18 protein-coding genes are annotated in these 20,191 nt (G+C 59.8%); 8 read left to right on the top strand and 10 right to left on the bottom strand.

Annotated elements, in window-relative coordinates:
* Positions 1-35 precede the first annotated feature (35 nt).
* The 4 genes from ACN0WV_RS01515 (at position 36) to ACN0WV_RS01500 (ending at position 4,650) form a co-directional block, all read left to right on the top strand.
* Positions 36-446 (top strand): SufE family protein, encoded by a 411-nt coding sequence (locus ACN0WV_RS01515; protein WP_417603252.1) that lies wholly within the window; start codon positions 36-38, stop codon positions 444-446.
* Between the two features lie 143 nt (positions 447-589).
* On the top strand, positions 590-2,248 hold the full coding sequence (locus ACN0WV_RS01510) for an alpha/beta hydrolase (RefSeq protein ID WP_417603250.1): 1,659 nt from the start codon (positions 590-592) through the stop codon (positions 2,246-2,248).
* 284 nt (positions 2,249-2,532) lie between these two features.
* A complete protein-coding gene (locus tag ACN0WV_RS01505) occupies positions 2,533-2,976 on the top strand; it encodes a sugar dehydrogenase complex small subunit (protein WP_417603248.1) in 444 nt (147 codons plus the stop codon).
* A 57-nt stretch (positions 2,977-3,033) separates the two neighbouring features.
* Positions 3,034-4,650 (top strand): GMC family oxidoreductase, encoded by a 1,617-nt coding sequence (locus ACN0WV_RS01500; RefSeq protein ID WP_417603245.1) that lies wholly within the window; start codon positions 3,034-3,036, stop codon positions 4,648-4,650.
* Between the two features lie 270 nt (positions 4,651-4,920).
* Here ACN0WV_RS01500 and ACN0WV_RS01495 read toward each other — a convergent pair whose 3' ends face one another.
* The 4 genes from ACN0WV_RS01495 to ACN0WV_RS01480 all read right to left on the bottom strand — a co-directional run bounded on the left by ACN0WV_RS01495 (position 4,921) and on the right by ACN0WV_RS01480 (position 8,430).
* The gene (locus ACN0WV_RS01495; RefSeq protein WP_084349788.1) at positions 4,921-5,271 is read right to left on the bottom strand and encodes a DUF488 domain-containing protein; all 351 of its coding nucleotides are present in this window, start codon (positions 5,269-5,271) and stop codon (positions 4,921-4,923) included.
* A gap of 182 nt (positions 5,272-5,453) precedes the next feature.
* Positions 5,454-6,110 carry a 5-formyltetrahydrofolate cyclo-ligase gene (locus ACN0WV_RS01490; protein ID WP_417603242.1) on the bottom strand — a complete coding sequence of 219 codons (657 nt, stop codon included), beginning with the start codon at positions 6,108-6,110 and terminating at the stop codon, positions 5,454-5,456.
* A 2-nt stretch (positions 6,111-6,112) separates the two neighbouring features.
* Positions 6,113-7,297 (bottom strand): HPP family protein, encoded by a 1,185-nt coding sequence (locus ACN0WV_RS01485; RefSeq protein WP_143514451.1) that lies wholly within the window; start codon positions 7,295-7,297, stop codon positions 6,113-6,115.
* 200 nt (positions 7,298-7,497) lie between these two features.
* A complete protein-coding gene (locus tag ACN0WV_RS01480; RefSeq protein WP_417603239.1) occupies positions 7,498-8,430 on the bottom strand; it encodes a cation diffusion facilitator family transporter in 933 nt (310 codons plus the stop codon).
* 219 nt (positions 8,431-8,649) lie between these two features.
* Here ACN0WV_RS01480 and ACN0WV_RS01475 point away from each other — a divergent pair, with 219 nt between their 5' ends.
* Genes ACN0WV_RS01475 through ACN0WV_RS01465 form a run of 3 tightly spaced genes read left to right on the top strand, consistent with a single transcriptional unit; the run spans position 8,650 to position 12,694 of the window.
* Entirely contained in the window at positions 8,650-9,681 is a 1,032-nt protein-coding gene (locus tag ACN0WV_RS01475) for a succinylglutamate desuccinylase/aspartoacylase family protein (protein WP_417603237.1), read from the top strand.
* A 1-nt stretch (position 9,682) separates the two neighbouring features.
* Positions 9,683-11,188: a sulfatase family protein gene (locus tag ACN0WV_RS01470; protein WP_417603235.1), complete on the top strand. Its 1,506-nt coding sequence runs from the start codon at positions 9,683-9,685 to the stop codon at positions 11,186-11,188.
* An 18-nt stretch (positions 11,189-11,206) separates the two neighbouring features.
* Entirely contained in the window at positions 11,207-12,694 is a 1,488-nt protein-coding gene (locus ACN0WV_RS01465) for a M81 family metallopeptidase (RefSeq protein WP_417603233.1), read from the top strand.
* Here the strand turns inward: ACN0WV_RS01465 and ACN0WV_RS01460 are convergent.
* From ACN0WV_RS01460 to ACN0WV_RS01445, 4 genes are all read right to left on the bottom strand, one after another.
* The gene (locus tag ACN0WV_RS01460; protein WP_417603231.1) at positions 12,666-13,109 is read right to left on the bottom strand and encodes a DUF1801 domain-containing protein; all 444 of its coding nucleotides are present in this window, start codon (positions 13,107-13,109) and stop codon (positions 12,666-12,668) included. The two genes, ACN0WV_RS01465 and ACN0WV_RS01460, sit on opposite strands and share 29 nt — an antisense overlap.
* Positions 13,110-13,205: 96 nt before the next feature.
* The gene (locus tag ACN0WV_RS01455) at positions 13,206-14,093 is read right to left on the bottom strand and encodes an ABC transporter permease (protein ID WP_417603229.1); all 888 of its coding nucleotides are present in this window, start codon (positions 14,091-14,093) and stop codon (positions 13,206-13,208) included.
* Positions 14,083-15,030: an ABC transporter permease gene (locus ACN0WV_RS01450; RefSeq protein WP_084349779.1), complete on the bottom strand. Its 948-nt coding sequence runs from the start codon at positions 15,028-15,030 to the stop codon at positions 14,083-14,085. The genes ACN0WV_RS01455 and ACN0WV_RS01450 overlap by 11 nt, the downstream gene beginning before the upstream one ends.
* Before the next feature lie 107 nt (positions 15,031-15,137).
* Positions 15,138-16,709: an ABC transporter substrate-binding protein gene (locus ACN0WV_RS01445; protein ID WP_417603227.1), complete on the bottom strand. Its 1,572-nt coding sequence runs from the start codon at positions 16,707-16,709 to the stop codon at positions 15,138-15,140.
* A 280-nt stretch (positions 16,710-16,989) separates the two neighbouring features.
* Here ACN0WV_RS01445 and ACN0WV_RS01440 point away from each other — a divergent pair, with 280 nt between their 5' ends.
* Positions 16,990-17,658, top strand: coding sequence for a GntR family transcriptional regulator (locus tag ACN0WV_RS01440; RefSeq protein WP_417603225.1), 669 nt, complete (start codon positions 16,990-16,992; stop codon positions 17,656-17,658).
* On the opposite strand, the gene ACN0WV_RS01435 is transcribed toward ACN0WV_RS01440, so the two are convergent.
* Together ACN0WV_RS01435 and ACN0WV_RS01430 are read right to left on the bottom strand one after the other, a co-directional pair.
* Positions 17,639-19,054: a sulfatase-like hydrolase/transferase gene (locus ACN0WV_RS01435; RefSeq protein ID WP_417603223.1), complete on the bottom strand. Its 1,416-nt coding sequence runs from the start codon at positions 19,052-19,054 to the stop codon at positions 17,639-17,641. The two genes, ACN0WV_RS01440 and ACN0WV_RS01435, sit on opposite strands and share 20 nt — an antisense overlap.
* Position 19,055: 1 nt before the next feature.
* Positions 19,056-20,174, bottom strand: a complete 1,119-nt coding sequence (locus ACN0WV_RS01430; RefSeq protein WP_417603221.1) for a mandelate racemase/muconate lactonizing enzyme family protein — start codon at positions 20,172-20,174, stop codon at positions 19,056-19,058.
* Between the last annotated feature and the right edge of the window lie 17 nt (positions 20,175-20,191).

The raw sequence follows: 20,191 nt of genomic DNA, 5'->3' as shown, positions 1-20,191 counted from the left end.
AGGTCACAAACAGACAGGCAAAAAGGGTGTCCGCCATGGCGCAAACCGCATTTGAGGATATCGCCGAAGACTTCGAGTTTCTCGACGATTGGGAAGATCGCTATCGCATGGTGATCGAACTTGGCCGCGATATGGATCCGCTGGCCGAGGAACTGAAAGTCCCCGCCACAAAGGTCGAGGGCTGTGCCAGCCAAGTCTGGCTGTTCCCCAACTGGCAGGGAAAGACCTTTCACTTTGACGGCGACAGCGACGCGATGATTGTGCGTGGCCTGATCGCGGTATTGCGTACGCTCTACAACGGCCTGTCGCCGGCAGAGGTTCTGAAGGTCGACGCTCGCGCAGAACTGGGCCGATTGGGGCTTAACGATCATCTGTCCGCACAGCGTTCGAACGGTTTGCGCGCAATGGTCGAAAGAATCCGCGACGTCAACGAAGCGCAGATCTGAACCGCTTGTTTTGTCTTGAGCCAAGACCCGTTTAGTTTGCCGGTTGGCATGGTGCGTCACAGAAAACAGGACGGCGGAAAAACAGGACGGCGGGCTGTCTGCTTTGCGAGAGCCGGCACCGCAAGAATAGCAGAAAGCAAGAGATGCGCATTTTCGATAGATCCGGCCTGAAAATACTGCCTTTCCTGCTGGGTCTGCTATTTTTCGCGGCATCGCTGACCCCGTCCCTTATCCCACGCGAATGGGTTGTGCAGGGCGTGCTTGGTGGCTTGGTCACGGCACTGGGCTATCTGATCGGGCGGATCATCATGGGTGCCTGGTGGGTGATGGAATTGCCAACGCTCAAAGGGCGAGCCGCGACGATCTTCCATGCAGTGCTCACCCTTCCCGTGCTGATCCTTCTGTTCATCTGCCTGAGGCAATCCAATATTTGGCAGAACGACATTCGGTCGCGCATGGGTATGGAACTGGCCGACAGCAGTCAAACCGTCCAGATGGTATTGGTCGCAGCGACCGTATTTGGCGCACTCTTCCTGCTTGGTTTTTTGATGCGCATCACGTTTAACGTTTTGCAACGTCGATTGTATCTGTTCATGCCCGCACGCACCGCCAATATCATTGGCCTCGCGCTGATGGCGATCCTTGTGGTAATCGTCACCCGTGACGGCATATTGGACAGGGTCATTGCCAATCTTGATGAATCGGTAACCATTGCGCAGGATCTGTTCGACACCGCCCCGCCCGCCCCCACCGATGAAGAAGCAGTCGGAGGAAAAGCGTCACTGATAGACTGGGATGCGATGGGCAAGCCCGGCCGTGATTATGTGACACGAGGCCCCAGCGCAGCTGACATCGCACGGTTCACGGGCCGGGATGCCTTGCAACCAATCCGCGTCTATGCGGGCCTGGCCCAAGCCGATACGCCGCAGTTGCGCGCGGACATCGCGTTGGGGGAACTCAAGCGGCTTGGTGGGTTTGATCGGAAGGTGCTGATCGTCGCATTGCCGACGGGCACCGGATGGCTCGATCCCGGCGCGGTCGATACCGTGGAATATATGCATGGCGGCGACATCGCCACGATTGCCGTACAATATTCCTATCTGCAATCGCCGCTGGCGCTTATCCTTGAAACGCGCTCTGGTCTGGATCAGGCGGTCGCGCTGATTTCAGCCGTGCACAGCTACTGGAAAACCCTGCCCGAGGACGCGCGCCCGAAGCTATATATACATGGTCTCAGCCTCGGTGCATGGTCGTCGATGCACGGAACGGGCTTGTTCGCCCTGCTGGACGATCCGATCAACGGCGCGTTGTGGGCCGGGCCGCCATTTCCGTCGGACCGGTGGATCAGGGTCTATGCCGACAGGGATCCCGACAGCCCCTATGTGCGGCCAACCATCGGAGACGGGCGCATCGTGCGTTTCGCCTCTCACACAGAGGATGCGGGCGGTCCCGATGGCTGGGGTACGATACGGATTGTCTATCTGCAATATTCAAGCGACCCGATCGTGTTTTACGAACCTGCTTCGTTGTTTCGTCGCCCTGAATGGATGCGCGAGCCTGCGGCCGAAGATGTGTCGTCGCATATGACATTCATGCCTGTGGTCACGCAATTTCAGTTGGCCGTCGATATGGCGCTGGCGACAACCGCTCCTGCTGGACACGGACACAGTTATTATGGGCCGGATTATGTGCGCCCATGGGTCGCCGTCACCAATCCCGAGAATTGGTCCGAGGCTGACAGCGCAAGACTGGCCGCCCATTGCAATGGCGGCTTCAAGCTTGGGTGCAGGAACTCTGACTGACCCCCATAAGCCGCTGTGCGAGGCACCGGCTGGCCGTATCTCTCCTGTGCCGGATAGGCAGCCTTCTCGCTTGCCCGGTCATCAACCGCGTTCACGTTACCGTCGCGGTGCCTAGTGACATGCGTTCAGGACAACGCCCTGGCAGCCTTGTTGGTTGCAGGGCAGTATAAACCTTGGGCCATTTTCGGGAACGCTCATGGAACCCTTGCTCGACGTCGCGCGTTGGTCATTCACAATCGGCCCTTTCCGAGAAGAAACAGACACACCGCAAAGGAGAGAACCTGATGCCCCCCGCCAATCCCAAAGCATCGAATACCGTTACCCGCAGAACGCTTTTGTCTGCTGTTTCTGCCATGTCGGTCCTGTCTCTTTCTCAATGGCCCGGTCGCGCATTCGCTGCGGATCTGGATGTTGATGCCTTTCTTGCACTATCGCAGAAATTGACACAGCAGGATGATCTGTCCGCCGATATCGCAGCCGACATGCTGGCGGCATTTTCCGCAACAGGTCAAGCAGAGGATCTTGCCGCTTTGGCCGAGGATGAAGCCGATGAGGCATTGGCAAATGCAGTCGTGGCATCCTGGTATAGCGGCGTTTCGCCCGATCAGGACGATCTACAGGTGCTGACCTATACGGATGCGTTGATCTGGCAGGCGATGGATTACACCAAACCCATGGCCTATTGCGGCGGCGAAGTGGGCTATTGGGCGGATCCACCCAGCGCATAACGCTTGTCCCTAACGCTTGTCTCCTAGATCCAATTCACGACCCGAGGAATTCCAGAAATGGCAAACGACATCACGGCAGATATTCTGATTATCGGCACTGGCATCGCTGGCGCGATTGCTGGTGCGAAACTGGCGCAAAAGGGGCTGAAGGTCGCTTTTCTGGAAAGCGGCAAGCGTATTGACAGATTTGATGCGGTAGAGACCTTCTGGAATGCGAAGATCAAGGTGCCGGAATCGGCTTACCCCAATGATCCCACCGCGCCGCATCCTTTGACCCACCGCATCAGCGATTATTACCAGCAGATGGGACCGGAAGATTTCAAGTCGACCTACATCAAGGTCGTCGGCGGCACGACGTGGCATTGGCTGGGAACGACGCTGCGCAACGTGCCCGGTGATTTCAAACTCAACTCGCTTTACGGACACGGCGTCGATTGGCCCTTCGACTATGACGCGCTGGAGCCGTTCTATTTGGCAGCCGAGCAGGAAATCGGTGTCTCTGGTGACAGCAGCGAAGATCTGGGATCTCCACGGTCCGGCGATTTCCCAATGGAGATGATCCCGGTAACATATCTGGACAAGCAGGTTGGCAAGGCACTTGAAGGCACAAAATTTCAACTGCGCGCGACACCTCAGGGACGAAATTCGACCTTTCACGCAGACCGTCCGGAATGCTGCGGTAACGCGTCGTGCATCCCGATCTGTCCTATCCAAGCGAAATATGATGCAACGGTTCATGTGCTCCAAGCCGAAGAGGCCGGTGCCGTCGTCTACGACGAAACAACAGCCACAAATCTTAATCTGGGCGATGACGGTGTCATCAAGTCGGTTGATTTCAAACGTGCCGATGGCAGCACCGGAACGGCCACGGGCAAGGTGGTCGTGGTTGCCGCACATGGGATTGAAACCCCGCGTCTTCTTCTGAACTCCGCTCAGGAAGGTGCCCCGAACGGTGTCGCAAACAGTTCTGACCAGGTTGGCCGCAACCTGATGGACCATCCCAGCAAACTCAGCTGGGCAGAAACCCCAGAGCCGGTCTGGCCATATCGCGGGCCTCTCTCAACATCCGGTATCGAAAATCTGCGCGACGGAGAGTTCCGGAAGGATTATGCGGCTTTCCGCATAGAGCTTGGCAATGACGGCCACGCCTGGCCCACCGGTGCGCCACAGTCGACGGCTGACGATCTGGCAAAATCCGGCCTGCGCGGTGCCGAGCTGGACGCGGCGATCAAGGACGCAACATCGCGCCAGGTTCGTCTGGCATCGCTGGTCGAGCAATCGCCCGACGCAGAGAACCGGGTGACGCTCGACCCTGAAAAACGCGATGCCAACGGGATGCCGCTGCCCCGTATCAACTATGACTATTCCGATTACACCCGTGCTGGTCTGGACGCCGCGCAAAAGGCGCATGACGAAGTGTTTGCGGCAATGGGCGCGACCAATATCAATCATTCTCCGGATGCCCAGGGATCGGGGCACATCATCGGAACGGTACGCATGGGCACGGACGCCAAAACTGCAGTGGTGGATGCGGATTTGCGCAGCTTTGACCATCGCAACCTGTTCGTGTTGGGGTCAGGCACGTTTCCCACGTCTGCCACCGCCAACCCAAGTCTTACGATTGCTGCCCTATCGCTGCGCGCAGTAGATGTGATCGCAGCAAGCGTCACATAAAGCGAAATGGGCGGACCAGTCTGTGCATTTCAGCAAGGTTGATACAAATGTCCGGCTGCTCTGAACCGGAGTGCGGGCGAACAGGTCTATTCCGCTTTTCAGGCCTGATTAACGGGAAAACTCGGCAGCTTTATATGCAATAGACGCTGCCGAGTGTTTCCTGAAGGTCCGTGGATGTCCGTTTCATCATGTGTGCCCACCCTGCCCGCAGCTGATTATAACAGTCTGCAATGGGCGAGTGATACTTTGGAACTGCAATTGAAGTGCGCTCTAGTCAGCTTCCAGATACGCTTTCAAGGCAACGGCATTGTTGTGTTCTTCGTCCTTCGCGGCGAAGATCAGCGTGACGCGCCCGGCATCAACACGTTTGCGCAGGGCGTCGACGTCCTCTTTGTTGGCGTCCAGTTCCTTTGCATATTTCGTCTTGAACCCGTCCCATTTGTTCGGGTCGTGATCGAACCAGTCGCGCAGGTCGTCGCTTGGGGCGATCTCTTTCATCCAGTCGTCCAGTTCCAAGTCCTCCTTGGAAACGCCGCGTGGCCAGATCCGATCCACCAGAATCCGCTGCCCGTCTGCGTCACCGACCTCGTCATAGGCGCGTCTCAACCAGATTTGAGTCATGTCCGTTCTCCTTTATTGTCTGATTGAAGAACGGCGTCAGCAGGGTTCAGGTTCCAATCACGACCTGTCTCAACCGGCCGACGAGACATCGAGACGCTGCGCTGCGGGCAGGCTCGCTGAAAAGCTGCCAGCCCGTCATTGCGTTTGGCGCATCTGTTGTTGCCGCCTTGGGCCGCGTCATGTCAGGAACGGTGACAAACGGAACCGTCAGCAAGAACGACAGTATCCATTGGAACATCCCACGGCATCGGAAAAATCGTCGAAATGATGCAATCGACAAATCCGACACCGATCACCTTTGGCATCGGGTCGATCCGCGCCAAGGTGCGGTCGTAATAACCGCCACCATTGCCAAGCCGAAAACATGCCTCATCCGCGCCCAGCAATGGTGAAATCACGACATCCGGCCTCATGGCCTCGCCTTTGGCAGGCACCGGGATGTTCCACACACCGCGTTCCATTGCACAGCCCGGCGACCAGTCGCGGAAGATCAGCGGTGCATTCTTTTTGACCACGACCGGAAGAAGCACATTGGCACCGGCATCATGCGCCCGCCCCATCCAGTCACGAAGATCCGGTTCGCCCCGAATGGGCCAATAGGCTGCGATGCGCATACCTTGTTCCGGCGCGACAATGGTCTCAAGCGTCTGGGATAGTTTTGTGGTCATCGCCGCGCGCTGCGGCGTCGAAATGCTCCGCCGGGCGTCCATCAGCCGAGCGCGCTCTGCGCTGCGAAAGCGGGCCACATCCCGCATCGTCGCCGGGTCCACGGGGTTTCCATCAACCAGAAGATGCGCCATGCATGGGTCCGACCCACCGCTGTCGCCGTCATCTTCCATGTTCACCCCTCTTGTGCAGCCACGGTTTTTTGGTCCGACGGTGCCGGTGCGTTCAATGTGCTTCGCGCGAGGGCGCTGATCAAGTCCGTGCGGGTCACGATCCCGATGATGCGGTCAGCTTCCAGCACCGGCACGGCATCTACCTCGCCATCCGCCATCAACGGCAGAAGCGCCGCCAGAGATGTCGATGGGCGCGCGCAGGGACCGTCAGCCGCCATGATGTCGGATGCTGTCAGCGGCGCATCTCCGGTTCTGTCCATCAAACGTCGCATGGCAGACCGAAAGGTGCGTCGGCTCAGGTTCGTTTCCCGGCTGGCGCGGTCGATCAGATGCATCTGGAAAATGACACCCAGATAATAATCGCCCGCGCCGATGACCGGCAAACAGGTAAATCTGTGCTGCCGGAACAACTCCGCAATCTCCGCCAATTTTGTATTACTGCGGACCGTCACCAGATTGCGGGACATGATGTCGGCCGCTGCCATCGGGTTCGTCCGATGCGTGGCCGCCTGAATTTCCGCGGCCCCGATCAGCCGGGCCAGATCCTCGACGCCCAGGTTGAACGACTGCCGATACCGGTTGAGAAGGTTGGTCAGTTCTTCTTCGGACAGTCCCAGACGTTCCATCGGTTCGGGGTCAGAGGTGCCGTGCGTGTTCGGGTCGTCGAATTGCCGGAACGGGTAATGCCGACCCGTCAATCTTCCATATGCGATTGCAATCAGAACAAGCAGAACCGTGCCCAGGGCAATCGGCGTCAATGCGAACATGAAGCCGAGTTCATCAACCGCGTCGGGGCTCATTGCGACGGTCATCGCGACTGCACCCGCCGGGGGATGCAACGCCCGGCACAGAATTGTGGCAGCGATGGCAAGCCCTACGGACAATGCGATACGAAGCATCGGTTCCGCGACGATCAGACACACAGCGACGGCCACGACGGCGGCAACCGAATTGCCGACAATCGCCGACCAGGGCTGTGCCAAGGGGCTGTTCGGAACGGCAAACAGAAGGACAGAGCTTGCCCCGAATGGTGCCACGAGGAACAGACCCAGGTTGAAATCAACCGAGGACGACAGGACCAACAGCCCACAGATCGCAAGTCCGACAAAGGCACCAAGACCCGCCCGCGCAGCTTCAAGTGGAGATGTGCCCGCGACTGCTGGACCAAATGAGCTAAGTTTTGACAAAGATCCACCCCAGCGAATTTTGCAACCTCAACGCGACCTGTGCTTGCTAAGGCAAGCGTCGCACGAGTGCCCGCTTATTCAGGGCAACGACCCATTTGTAAATATTGAAGATACGGTTAAGAAACATCTTTCGGGTGCGGTGAACGCGGTCGCGACCCTTTCGAAGATCAGCAATCAGCCTTGTGACCTTCTCTGTAGCTTCAATCCGGTATCAGCACGCAATCATCTTCGCGATGTTCCCAATCAATTTCCACCGTCGCATGTGCAATGCCGAACGTGGTGGACAGGCAGTGCTTGATCGCGGCTGTAGTAGCGGCCGGATCAGCGCTGTCGCTTAGGCGCACCTCCATCGTGGCGACGGGCTGCCCGGAGGTGATCGACCACACATGCACATGCTGAACATCTTCGACACCCGGCACGTCGGCCACCAGCGTCTGCTGCATGTCCGACACGACGAGATTGTTCGGCGCGCCCTCCATCAGCACATTCATCGACGCCTTGAGCAACATCCACGCGCTGCGCAGCACAATCACCGACAGCAGCACCGACAGGATAGGGTCAATCGGCGTCCAACCCGTCAGCCAGATCGTGATCGCCGCCACAATTGCCGCAACCGAGCCCAGAAGGTCGCCCAGGACATGCACCATCGCGCCGCGGATATTGACATGATCGCGGTCGCCGCGGCGGAGCATCCAATAGACGCCGATATTGACCACCAGGCCCAGCACCGCAATCACCAGCATTGGCCCGGCCAGTACCGGGCTGGGGGCTATCAGGCGCATCACCGCCTCCCACGCGATCCAGCCGACGAGCAAAATCAACGTCACCGCGTTGACGAAGCCGGCCAGAATCTCAAACCGCATATAGCCGAACGTCCGGCGATCATCGCTCTTGCGGCGACCAAAGCGGAACCCTGCCCAGGCCAAAGCCAGCGCCCCCGCATCGGTCAGCATGTGCCCGGCATCGGCGATCAGCGCCAGCGAGCCGGACAGCAGCCCACCAATCAGTTCCGCCAGCATGAAACTGAAGGTCAGCAGAAATGCGACCAGCACCACCTTTTCGTTTTCCGAACGCACCTTGGGTGCATGATGGTGGTCACCTGAGGAATGATCGTGATTGTGATCGTTTGGCATACTTGCTCTCTGAGACGGTCGCACCGGCAGCATGTCCAATGGACATGCGGACAAATCCCGTATTTGAAAGTAACATTCGAATGAAGCGGATAAAACGCGCGATTTATGCAATTGTTCCCGCGTCCTAACAGCGCGCGTTCATGGACATCCGTAATGCGTCACGATTGACTCGGAAAAGATAGTATACAATCATACGAAATTAATAAGAGGATCATTCGATTGGCCGTACCGACCATCAGCCGAATTAGCTGTCCGATCGACTTTGACAAGGATGGACGGCAGGCAGGATATGCGCGCGCCCCGCTGTCACGCAACACAGCAGGTTGGGGCGTGATCGAGATACCGATAATCAGCATCAAGAATGGCACGGGACCAACAATTCTGTTGACCGGCGGCGTGCATGGCGACGAATATGAGGGCCAGATCGCGATTTCCCGTCTCGCGCAGACATTGGACCCCGGCGAGGTTCAGGGCCGTGTCATCATGCTGCCTTGCGTAAACGTTCCTGCGGCATTGGCGGACACACGGCTTTCTCCGATAGACGGGTTTGACATCAACCGGTGTTTTCCAGGCGATCCACGCGGCACATTCAGCCCGATGCTGGCGCATTTTCTGGACAGCGTCGTGCTCCCCTACGCCGATGTGTCCATTGATATGCACACTGCTGGCCACAGCTGCGATTCCGCCTTATCGACCAACATGCATCACTCGAAAGACGCGGAAATGCTGCGCAAGACCCTGAGGGCGGCCGAAGCCTTTGGCGCGCCATACAACGTGGTCTTCGCGGGCGTTGACGAGGGCGCGACCTTCACCTCCTGCGTGGAGGCACGCGGGCTGGTGTCGTTGGGAACGGAACTGGGCGGCTGGGGCCGGGTCAGTATCGACGGCGTGCGGGTCGGCTCCTGCGGCATCCGGAATATCCTGAAACACTTCAACGTTCTGGAGGGCACTCCGAATGTAACGCATAAAGACGGCACCCCGGTCACGCGCCACATGATGGTGCGCGGTACCGATGCGTATCTGACCGCGCCACGCAACGGCATATTCGAACCCACACATTATCATGGTGCCACGGTGTTTGCGGGGCAGATTGCGGGATATCTGCATTTCCCCGAAGATATCGACACGCCCGCCCAAGTCCTGCATTACCCAAGCTCGGGCGTGATCTGGATGGGGGCGGGCCCGGGCCGCGTGACGCGCGGTGATCCGGTTGCGGTCCTCATGGAAGATTTCCGCGATGACTGGCCGTAACATGGCCACCAAACTTGGCAGTGTCGCGTCCGAGCGACCAAATATCCTGTATATCATGTCCGACCAACATTCCCGCCGTGTGGCCGGATGCTATGGCGATCCCGTCGCCCGGACGCCCAATCTGGACCGGCTGGCCGCGCGCGGTGTGCGCTTCGACAACGCCTACTGCCCGTCCCCGATCTGCGTCCCCAGCCGAATGTCGGCTTTTACCGGGCAGTACCCGTATGAGCAGCGCTGCTGGACGCTTCAGGACCATCTGGGCAGTGACCGCCCGACCTGGATGCATGCGCTTGGCGCGGCAGGATACCGACCCACCCTGATCGGCCGCATGCACTCTGTCGGTCCAGACCAGATGCACGGGTTCTGCGAACGACTGGGCGGCGACGCAGGACCGAATTGGCCCGGCGCTCCGACGCAAAGCCTTGGCCCGTTGGCATGGGCGCAGGGGCCGGGGCCCACATCCTTGCAGCGGTCGGGTGCCGGCCGGTCTGGCTATCAGACGGTTGACGAGGAAACGGCGGCGCTTGCCTGTGACTGGCTTGCCGCCAAGGGGGATGAGGGTGCCGAGACCCGTAACCCGTTCTGCCTGATGGTCGGGTTTCTGTTGCCACATTGCCCCTTCGTCGCCGACCCCAGGGATTACGCGGTCTTTGACGGCAAGGTGCCACCACCGTCGCAGCCTGCCCCCGATCCGGAACATCCCTGGCTGGCCAGATGGCGCAAGGATTGCGGCCTTGAAAAGACCGCTGTCGAGGATATGGCCCGCGCCCGCACGGCTTATTACGCGCTGGTCATGCGGATGGATCGGCTGATCGGGCAGGTTCTGGATGCGCTTGCAAAAGCAGGGCTCGGTGACAACACATTGATTGTCTATTGCTCCGATCACGGCGAACAGATCGGCGAACACGGCCATTGGTGGAAGAACACCTTCTACGAAGACTCGGTCGCCGTCCCGTTGATCCTGTCCTGGCCCGGTAGGGTGCCGGAAGCTGCCGCGCGTGGCCAGGTCACGAACCTGATGGATATCGGCGCGACGCTGATCGACGCGGCTGGTGCGCCCGCCCTGCCCGCCTCGCACGGGCGCAGCCTGCTGCGCATATGCAAGACACCCGCGCCAAGGTGGGACAACGTCACCTTCTCGGAATATGTCACCGATGCAACCGCCAACTGGTGCGGGTCCGAACCGACGCGCCAGCGGATGATCCGCAAAGGGCGTTACAAGCTGATCTTCATTGATGGCTATGAACCGATGCTGTTCGATCTGGAAACCGACCCCGAAGAGGCCAACGATTTGGCGGGTGTGCCAGAGCTTGCCGATATCCGCTCACATCTGACTGCCGAAGTGCTGGAGGACTGGGATCCCGTCAAGATCGCGCAAGAGGTCCGCAACCGCGAACGCGAGAAGGCCATCCTGCACGAATGGGCCAGCCAAACCCGGCCGGACCAACGTCATGTCCGGCGCCTTGATCCCGCCGAAAGCTGGCTGGAACCGCCGGTCGTGAAATAACTGCCGAAAGGGTTGCCGATGAAACGCATTCTGATCGTCGCGCTGCAACAGGAGGTTTCCAGCTTCAACCCGGTGCGCGGCACCCGCGCCGATTTCGAAGAGCATCTGGGCCAGAACATGCGGCAGACTTTTGCAGGCACAGACACCTATGCGGGGGGCGCGCTGGAAGTGCTGGATGGTGCAGCGGATGTGACGTCTGTCTGCGTCTACTCCGCAACCGCGTGCAGCGCCGGGACATTGCAGCATGACGACTTTCTCGCCCTGAAAGCGGCCCTGCTTGACGCCGTTCGCGCACAACTGGCTGACGGCATCGACGGTATTCTGTTCCTGCTGCACGGCGCGATGGCCACCACCGCAGAGACCGACCCCGAGGGCGATATTCTGGAAGCCATGCGCGCGCTTGTCGGCCCGAAGCCCGCCTTTGCCATGTCATTGGATCTGCACGGCATTCTGACCGCGCGGATGATCTCCGCCTGCCCCGCATTCGAGACGTTGCGCACCTATCCGCATGTGGATTTTGCCGATACCGGCGCGCGGGCGGCGCGGATGATGCTGCGTCTGCTGCGCGAAGACCTGTCGCCTGTCGTGGCACGGCTGCGCATTCCGATGCTGGTGCGCGGCGACGCGTGCATCACCGAGACCGGCTTATACGGTCACTACATGGCCCGCGCGGTGGCGTGTATCGGCTCGGACGGGCTGCTTGCAGCCACCGTGATGATCGGCAATCCTTTCACCGATGTGCCGGAACTGTGCTGTCAGGTATTGGCCATCAGCGACGGCGATGCGGAGAAAGCCGAGGCTGCGGTGCGCGACATTGCCGACGGGTTCTTCGATCACCGCGCGACCATGCAGGCCGATCTGGTCTCGCTGAATGACGCGGTGGCGCTGGCCCGCGCCGGCCGATTTCCGCTGATATTGAAAGACGCCGCTGACGCCCCCAGTTCCGGCGCATCGGGCGACAGCGCTGAACTGATCCACGCGCTTCTGGACGCCGATGTGACCGCTACGATCCTCGCCCCCATTGTCGACGCTCCCACCGTCGCGCGCGCATTCGAACTGGGCGTCGGTGTGACCGCCTGTTTCCATCTCGGCGGAAGCTGCGACAGACGGTTCGCGCCGGTCAAGGTGAAGGCCAAGGTCGCGATGCTCTCGGACGGTCAGTACCGGATGGAGACTTGGGGGACGTGGGACAGTGCCGGCCCCTGTGCCAAGCTGCGCAGCGGCAATCTGACCGTGATCGCCTCGACCCGCCCTGTGCAGCTTTTCGACCGGTCGCTGTTTTTCGGCCATGGCGAAGACCCCCGCGATTTTGACATCACGGTGGTCAAGTCCCCGCATTGCCAGCACCGTTATTTCGACGCATGGGCCGATACGGTTGTGTCCGTGGATGCGCAAGGCGCGACCTCTGCTCGGGTCGAGACACTGGGGCACAAGCTGTGTCAGCGGCCGGTGTATCCGCTCGATCCCATCGACACATTCACACCGGAGATAGAGATTTTCCGCTGAGCCGCTTGCGCAGGTGATAGGTCAGCGCGCTGGCGATGAACATGCGCAACCGATCCTCTTGCAGAGCTTCGCCTGTGTCGAGAAGAATGGCGCGATTGCCCTCATATCGGAACGCATCGGGCAGGATGGCGCGGAAATCCGAAATCAGTGTCGTTTGGCAATGGGTATAAAGCGCCACCCCGCCCGTTTTCGGCACCCCAAGCCGGATGGTGGAACCGGACTTGCTCTGTGCCGTCAGATAGGCAGGCTGGCCCCATTTCAGCACTTCCTGCAACGCCCCCACGCCCGGCGTCTGGGCCGCCGTTTCCAATATCAGCCGACGCAAATCCAGCAGATGTGGGCGCGCCGCGTCGGGAAACGCAGCAAATGCGGCTGCGACTGACGGCGTCTGAAAGGCGGGATCGGCATTTGTCATGCGACAAGGCTATGGGGCACGGGGCGGCCTGTCAAAGCCGCATCAGTTCTCGTCGTCCGGCGGCCCGCGCACATATCCATCGCCATCGTGGCTATATCAAAGGTTGCGCAAGCGCGGGTCGAGCGTATCGCGCAGCCCGTCGCCAATGATATTCAACCCCAGCACGGTCATCGCGATGGCAATGCCGGGCATCAACGCAACCCAGGGCGCTTCCTGAATATAGGACCGTCCCTCGGCGATGATATTGCCAAGGCTCGGCGTCGGCGGCGGCGGACCGACGCCCATGAAGCTCAGCACCGCTTCGGCCAGGATCGAGACCGAGAACACGAAGGTCAGTTGCACGATCAGCGGTGGCAGGGCGTTGGGCAGTATGTGTTTCAGCACGATGCGGGCATGGCTGGCACCGCAGGCCTTTGCCGCCTCGACATAGGGCATTTCGCGCAGGACCAGCACGGACCCACGCACGATACGGGCGGTGCGCGGCGTGAATGTGATGGTCAGCGCAAGGGCCGCGTTGCTCACCGACGGCCCCAGAACCGCCGCCAAGGCAATCGCCAAAAGGATCCCCGGAAAGGCCATCAACCCGTCCATCACCCGCATGACCGGGCCATCAAGCCACCTGACATAGCCGGTAAATGTCCCGACGATGACGCCCAGAATACCCGTGGCGACAACCACAAGCAGCCCGACCAGCAGCGACAGGCGCGTGCCATGAATCACCCGGCTGAGGATGTCGCGCCCGAAAGCGTCGGTGCCAAAGATGTTCACGGCATCAGGCGCGCTCAGCAAGGCACGAAAGTTGTTCTTGTTGGGATCGAACGGCGCAATCAGGTCGGCGAGGATCGCCAGCAGCACGATGAAGCCGAACAGCACCCCGCCGACCTGGATGGACCGGTGGCGCGCGGCTGTTCCAAGGCCCAGCTTCAGACGCGCCACCCAGGCACGCGTCGCGCTTATGTCGGGAACCCCGGCTTCAGCGGTCATTGCGCACCCGCGGATCGACGATTGTGTACAGAATATCCACCGCGATATTGACGAAGACAAAGATGCCCGCCGTCATCAGCAACCCTCCCTGCACGATGGGGTAATCACGGTTCTGGATCGCGCCGATGATCAACCGCCCGACGCCGGGCAGCGAATAGACAACCTCGATCACCACAGTGCCGCCAAGCAGCAACCCGGTCATGATCCCCACCAGCGTGATCACCGGGATCAGCGCATTGCGCAGCGCATGCTTGAACAGCACCAGTCCGCGCGGCAAACCCTTTGCCTTGGCGGTGCGGATATAGTCCTGGCCCATTTGCTCCAGCATGCTGGATCGGACCATGCGTGCGATCACCCCCATCTGGGTGAAGGCCAGCGTGCAGGCCGGCAGGGTCATGCTGCGCAGCCAGCCAAGCGGGCTTTCGGTGAACGGCGTGTAGCCACCGGTCGGGAACCACCCCATGCCGACCGCGAAAAAGAAGATCAGCACCAGACCGAACCAGAAATCCGGCAGCGACAGGCCCAGCAGCGCCCCCGCCATGGTGACCTGATCAATCCAGTTGTTGTGGTTTGTCGCCGCCAGCACGCCCAGCAGAACCCCGAAAATGACGGCCAGCACAAGCGACATGAAGGCCAGCGACAGCGTGACCGGCAGGCGCTCGAACACCGCGTCCACAACCGAGCGGTGCAACAGGTAACTTTGGCCCAGATCGCCCTGCAACAGGTTCCCGTACCAGCGGAAAGCCTGAATATGGATAGGTTGATCGAGCTGGAGACGTTGGCGTATCGCCTCCAGCTCGGCTGCCGTGGCGTCCGGACCGGCGATCTGAGAGGCGACATCACCGGGCACAAGCCACATCAGAAGAAAGGTCACAAGCGACACCACGAAAAGCACCGGGACCGCTGACAGCACGCGGGAGAGAATGTATCTCGTCACTAAAGGCGTCTCCTGGGCCTGTTTCCTTTCCCGGCCAGCCGCGCGCTTGTCGGTCCGGGCGTTTCAAGACGCGCCAGAGGTTCCGGCGGGCGCATGATCATGCTGGTCTAGTCCTCCAGCCAGATGTCGTTCAGACGCGGCGCACGGAACGGCTTGAACCCTTTCAGCCGAGCCGAGCCTGCCTGCATCCGGCCAACATCGCCGATCTTGATCTGCGGGACCAGATCGTAAATCGCGGTCTGGATTTCGGCAAAGGCTGTCTGCCGGTCCTCTACCGTCTTGCCGGTAATCAGGCGGTTATAGCTTTCTTCGAACACATCCGCCGTGCCGCGCATATGGGTCTGGTCGCCCCGCATCTTGGCGGCAATGCCATATGGTCCCAGGAACGGCTCCAGCCCCTGCATCAGCGTCCAGCCATTCCAGCCCTCGTCTGTCAGGCGGATCTTCAGCACAGTCGCCCAGTCCAGTTGTTTGACCACCGCATTGATGCCGATGGGTTTCAACTGTTCTGCCAGCACCACAGCCGCACGGCTGTGTTCGCCATAATTGGGATCGGTGAGGATCAGGAATTCTTCGCCGTCATAATCTGACATCGCCAGAAACTCCTTGGCCTTGTCGATATGCGCGCTCTCGTAGATTTCCTTGCCGATGTCGCCCGCGTTGTAGGTCCGGCCCGGATATTGCCAGCCATGATTGAGGTCGTAGAAGCCTTCGGTGGCGATCGCCATCACCTCTTCCGGCTCTATCGCATACAGCACCGCGCGCCGAAAATTCACATCATCCGTCGGTGGCAGGTTCCAGTTCATGATGAAGGTCATGAAGGCCCATTGCCGCGCCTCGTAGACGTTCAGATTTTCATCTGCGCTCATCCGCTTGGCAGCGGGCACCGGGATCTGGTCGGCCCATTGCACCTCTCCGGCCTCAAGCGCCGCGATGCGGGCGCCGGCCTCGGGGATAATCCGGTAAACGGCGCTGTCCAGATAGGCGGTTTTCTTGCCGCCAAAGCCAGTGGGGCCGTCGAAATCCTCGTTCGGGACATAGTCGGCAAACTTTTCCAACGTCACATGATCGTCGGGGACAAATTCAACGAATTTGAAGGGACCGGTTCCGATGATCTCAATCTCATTGGCGGGTTTCGTGGCCTCTTCGGCGGGGATGATGACGGCAGGTGCCCGAGGCGAGGAGAACCCTTCGATAAAGGTGGGCGTCGCCTCTGACATATGGAACGTCACCTCGTAATCGCCGGTGATCTCGATCTCTTTGACCTTGTCCAGCATGCCGCGCGTCGCCCCGACCTCGCGGTAGCGTTCAAGCGAGGCTTTGACATCCTCGGCCGTCATTTCCTTGCCGTTATGGAACAGAACCCCCTGTCGCAGCGGAAAGACATAGGTCAGCAGATCCTCGGAGGGCTCGATGCTTTTGGCCAGCATCGGGATCGGATTGACGTTTTCATCTATGGCGACCAGCGGCTCGTAAATGTTCATGTTGATGTTGCGCGCCGTTTCCGAAGAAGAGGTCATGGCGTCAAGGCTGGGCGGGTTTGCGCTTTGCGCCAAGACAAGCTCGCCGCCCTCAACCTGGCCCACGACCGGAGAGGCCGCGATGCCCAGCACCAAAGCGGGAATCGCCAGCACTTTGCGCAGCCTGGCCTTGTTGGTGATCCATCTCTTTTTACGCATAGCTTTCTCCCCTGATTGAACACGGCTCAGCCCGATCAGCATGCAACGTAAAAGTGCAGCGGCCTTAAAGTGCAGCGGCCCTTATTTTTCGTATTATCGTATACGATAGAGGGCTTGATGCAATCCATATTTGAGAATAGATTTCAATTGCGCGCATGTCATGGCAAGACCCGGCCCGAGGCTGGCCCCGGGCCATGTGCAGACCGACGAGGATCAAGATAAAATGAAACCGCCATCACGGCCGATAATAAAGACTCAGCTTGCTCCGATCGCGCCCAGGATGCTTGCAGAAACCATTGTCGATGCGATTGTCGAGGCTGCGGCCAAGGGCCAATTCCTGCCCGGCGACCGCATCATCGAAGCCGATCTTGCCCGCCAGTTGAATGTCAGCCGGGTGCCGGTGCGCGAGGCACTGCGCCTGTTGGAAAGCCGCGGCGTGGTGGAAAACACGCCCTATCGTGGCATGCGTCTCATGGAAGTCTCCAAAGACAGCATGCGCAGCCTGCGCAAAGTTCGCCTGACACTGGAAATGCTGGCTGCGACCGAGATTCAGAACCGCGCGCAGAAGGAACCCGAACTTCTGAATCCACTGGCCGAATGCGTGCAATCGCTTCGCGATGCCTCCCGTGCCAAGGATTATTACCGCGTCGCCATCCACGACATAGAATTTCATCGCCGTCTCTGTCAGGTGCCGGGCAATCGCGCGTTGATGCAGGCATGGGAACCGCTGGCGCAACAACTGACCATCGTGATCGGGCTTTCGACTTTTCTTCAACCCACACTGGTCAATATCGTCGAGGAACATGAAGAATTGCTGGGGATTCTACAGAGTGGCACCCCCGAAGAGCTGGAACGCAATATGCAAACCCATATCCTCGAAGTGCCCGATGCGGTAAATTACGAACGACTTCGCGCCAATCGCGACAACGTCAAAAAGCAAGATCCGTGATCGGGTAATCATCCCCGGCCTCGGCCAGAAGTCGGATCAGCTTTTGGTGCATATCGCGGACGCGTTCGGGGTCTTGCTCGATCAGGTTGCGCTGCTCGAACGGATCGGTAGCAAGATCATGCAGCATCCACGGCCGGACCCCATTTGTGGCGTTACCCAACACGGTGTATTTTGTATCCCGCGTGCGAATGCCGCGCCACGTCTCGTCATGGTAGCGCCGGTTCGGGCGCAGTTCTGCGGTGAATTCCAACAGAACGCCATCGCGATCCGGTAACGCCCCCTGCCCGGTCACAAAGCCAGAGACATCCAGCCCCGGCAGGTTTGGCGGCGCCCCGCCGCCAAGGCCCACCAAGGTCGGAAAAAGATCCTCGGTACACAGCGGTAGGTCGCTGCGGCGTCCAGACGCGACCAGACCTGCATCCGTGGACCACAGGATAAGCGGCACACCGATGGATTCCTCGAACGGCTCTCCCTTGCCCAGCATGCCATGACTGCCGCCCAACTCGCCGTGATCGGACAGGAAAACGACGATGGTTTCCCGGTCCGATGGCATCGCCTGCACGGTCTCCAGCAGCGCGTTCATGTTACGGTCAATCTCCTCGATCATCGCGTAATAGATCTGCATGTTTGCGACAAAGATCGCATCGCGTTCCGCGCCCCCGGCCGCATCGATCGTGGATCCCTCCTTCGCCATTTTTTGCCATTCCGGCGGGAAGGTGCGGATTGCCTGCACATCGACATTCGGTCGTCTGGCATACCCCCCGCGGGAGGCCACCCTCCGGATGGCCTCCTCTGGTGCCGTGAAGGGCGGGTGCGGTGCCTCCACGGAAAGGATCAGAAAAGACGGATCATCACGCGGCACGGACAGCCAGTCACGCGCCCGCTGAAACAGCGCGTCGGTCTGGTAGCCCTCCAACGGGACAGACTGATCCGCCTCTCCTTCGAACAGATGGGTGTCGTAGAAATCGTTGCGCAGCTCGAATCCCTGCCAATCGGCAAAACCACGCCGGTGGCTGGCCGGGATTGGCGTCCGGTTGGCCTCTTGCAGGGATTGCCCGCCGGCAATGCCGTAAAGCGAATACAGATGCCATTTGCCAAGATAACCGGTGTGATAGCCGCATTCCTGCATGGCCTCGCCCAGCGTGCGTTCTGCCGGTGACATGCGGTAGCCCAGCGCGGGCACCATCCGGCTATGCGCATATTCTCCGGTCAGGAACGAAAACCGGAACGGCACACAGGCCGGAAAGGTCGAGGACATGGCATCAAACACCAACCCCTCTGCGGCCATGCGGTCGATGACGGGCGTGCGCAGATTCGTGTCGCCGTAAAAGCCCAGCGCGTCGCGGCGAAGCTGATCCACCAGCACCACCACGATATTCGGCGCAGGCCCGCTCATGTCAGAGGCTGCTGACGGCAAATTTCTCTATCACCTCGTAGTTGGGCTCAAAGCCAAGCCCCGGCGCATCTGGCACATCCATGAACCCGTCTTTCTGTACAAACGGATCGCGCGCAAGATTGCGAGAAATCTCGGATGGTTCAACACAATATTCCAGCACATAGGCGTTGGGCACGGCCGCCAGAAAAGTCAGCGACGCGGCGGTGTTCAGATCCGTGGTGAAATTGTGGTTGGCGACCAGCACTCCTTTGTCGGCGGCATATTGCGCGATCTTCATCGCCTGCGTCAGACCGCAGCGCGTCAAATCAATCTGCGCCAGACCGATGCCGCCTTCGTCTATCAGCCGCTGAAACCCGCGCAGGGTACATTCTTCCTCGCCTGCCGCCAGCCGCTGGGTGATGTTTTCGGAAATCCGGCGATAGCCATTCAGGTCGTCGGGATGCACCGGCTCTTCGATCCATGCGAGGTTATACGGCTCGAACAGCTTGGCGCGCTGGATCGTGGTGGTCGCGTCCCAGATCAGACCGACATCCAGCATGATCTCGAAATCGTCGCCCGCAGCCTTGCGCAGAGCATCGAGATAGGCGCAATCGGTGGCCGGGTCCTTGCCGAACGGCTCCCATCCGAATTTGGCGGCGCTGAACCCTTCATCCTTGGCCGCCCGCAGCCGGTCTGCCGTGTCCTCGGGCGTGAACTGGAACATGTTGGAGGAATAGACCCGCAGCTTGTCACGGTAGCGCCCGCCCAGAAGCTTCCACACCGGTTGGTCCAGCGCTTTGCCCTTGATGTCCCACAGTGCCAGATCACAGCCTGCCATCGCCTGAATGACCGCGCCCTCGCGCCCGTAATACAGCGTGCCCTCATACATCTTTGTCCACAACCGGGCGACATCCATCGGGTCCTCACCGATCAGCAGGTTGCGCAAGCCGGTCACGATGGTGTGGGACATCGGCGCGTCGATGATCGCCTTCACCACCCATGGGCAGCCGTCCACTTCCCCCCAACCCGTCACACCCGCATCGGTGTCAATCCGCACCAGCAACGCATCTTGTGAACTGTCAGTGCGCGCCTCGATCTCTGGGAGCCGGAGGTAAATCGCGGTAACGTCGGTAATTTTCATTCCTGGCTCCAATATCT

It is taken from the genome of Primorskyibacter flagellatus (assembly GCF_048268605.1).
Lineage (GTDB): Bacteria > Pseudomonadota > Alphaproteobacteria > Rhodobacterales > Rhodobacteraceae > Primorskyibacter > Primorskyibacter flagellatus.
The sequence above is the reverse complement of the archived record's forward strand: the minus strand, read 5'-3'. Positions and strand labels throughout refer to the sequence as shown.

Coding starts and splice junctions, on each gene's coding strand:
- ACN0WV_RS01515 (WP_417603252.1), top strand. CDS start 36: ATGGCGCAAACCGCATTTGAGGATATCGCCGAAGACTTCGAGTTTCTC.
- ACN0WV_RS01510 (WP_417603250.1), top strand. CDS start 590: ATGCGCATTTTCGATAGATCCGGCCTGAAAATACTGCCTTTCCTGCTG.
- ACN0WV_RS01505 (WP_417603248.1), top strand. CDS start 2,533: ATGCCCCCCGCCAATCCCAAAGCATCGAATACCGTTACCCGCAGAACG.
- ACN0WV_RS01500 (WP_417603245.1), top strand. CDS start 3,034: ATGGCAAACGACATCACGGCAGATATTCTGATTATCGGCACTGGCATC.
- ACN0WV_RS01495 (WP_084349788.1), bottom strand. CDS start 5,271: ATGACTCAAATCTGGTTGAGACGCGCCTATGACGAGGTCGGTGACGCA.
- ACN0WV_RS01490 (WP_417603242.1), bottom strand. CDS start 6,110: ATGGAAGATGACGGCGACAGCGGTGGGTCGGACCCATGCATGGCGCAT.
- ACN0WV_RS01480 (WP_417603239.1), bottom strand. CDS start 8,430: ATGCCAAACGATCACAATCACGATCATTCCTCAGGTGACCACCATCAT.
- ACN0WV_RS01470 (WP_417603235.1), top strand. CDS start 9,683: ATGGCCACCAAACTTGGCAGTGTCGCGTCCGAGCGACCAAATATCCTG.
- ACN0WV_RS01465 (WP_417603233.1), top strand. CDS start 11,207: ATGAAACGCATTCTGATCGTCGCGCTGCAACAGGAGGTTTCCAGCTTC.
- ACN0WV_RS01460 (WP_417603231.1), bottom strand. CDS start 13,109: ATGACAAATGCCGATCCCGCCTTTCAGACGCCGTCAGTCGCAGCCGCA.
- ACN0WV_RS01455 (WP_417603229.1), bottom strand. CDS start 14,093: ATGACCGCTGAAGCCGGGGTTCCCGACATAAGCGCGACGCGTGCCTGG.
- ACN0WV_RS01445 (WP_417603227.1), bottom strand. CDS start 16,709: ATGCGTAAAAAGAGATGGATCACCAACAAGGCCAGGCTGCGCAAAGTG.
- ACN0WV_RS01440 (WP_417603225.1), top strand. CDS start 16,990: ATGCTTGCAGAAACCATTGTCGATGCGATTGTCGAGGCTGCGGCCAAG.
- ACN0WV_RS01435 (WP_417603223.1), bottom strand. CDS start 19,054: ATGAGCGGGCCTGCGCCGAATATCGTGGTGGTGCTGGTGGATCAGCTT.
- ACN0WV_RS01430 (WP_417603221.1), bottom strand. CDS start 20,174: ATGAAAATTACCGACGTTACCGCGATTTACCTCCGGCTCCCAGAGATC.